Source organism: Nocardiopsis halotolerans DSM 44410, from assembly GCF_000341065.1.
GTDB classification, from domain to species: Bacteria; Actinomycetota; Actinomycetes; order Streptosporangiales; family Streptosporangiaceae; genus Nocardiopsis; species Nocardiopsis halotolerans.
Genome location: NZ_ANAX01000389.1, coordinates 1 through 696, shown reverse-complemented (window position 1 = coordinate 696; position 696 = coordinate 1). Strand labels below are relative to the sequence as shown.

At 67.5% G+C, this 696-nt stretch carries 1 protein-coding gene; it reads right to left on the bottom strand.

What is annotated here, in order from left to right:
- Positions 1-13 precede the first annotated feature (13 nt).
- Positions 14-696 (bottom strand): LVIVD repeat-containing protein (locus D455_RS0127985; protein ID WP_017573961.1); only part of this gene is annotated, 683 nt, incomplete at its 5' end.

Here is a 696-nt window from a genome sequence, read left to right as displayed (position 1 = left end):
TACCGGGCATCCGCTACCTGCCGTTGCCGCGGCCCGGCCGGTAGCTCTCCTGACTCTGCGGGTTGAACTGCTCCATCCGCACCTGCTCGGCGGCGCGCAGACGCGGGTCGTCGATCCGGAGGACGTCCAGACCGCGGGCGATGTCGGAGGAGTAGATGTAGCCGTTGTAGTAGTACGTCGACCAGGTGTCGTTGTCCTGCACACCCTCCTCGACACGGGAGTCCACGTCGAAGAAGCCGATCTCCTCGGGGTCGCTCGGGTCGTTGAGCTCGATCACCGAGACGCCGCCCTGGTACCAGGACTGCACGAAGTAGTCACGGCCCGGCACCGGGATCAGCGAACCGTTGTGCGCCACGCACACCTGCTCGCCCTGGTGGCGGTCGATCTTGTAGTAGCTGGCGAAGTCCAGCTCCGGGGAGTCCCCGCCGCCGAGCTCGTAGATCGCGTCGGCGCCGCGCGTGGGACCGATCTCCTCCGTGCAGGTGGGGGCACCGCCACCGCCGAGCTCGTCGGTGAACAGCACCGTCCTGGCGTCGTTGGTGAAGGTCGCCGAGTGCCAGAACGCGAAGTTGTCGTCCCGGACCCGCTCGGTGACGACCGGGTTCACCGGATCGGAGATGTCGAGCAGCAGACCGTCACCCATACAGGCCGCGGCGGCCATGTCCCGCTCGGCGTACACGGTGATGTCGTGGCAGC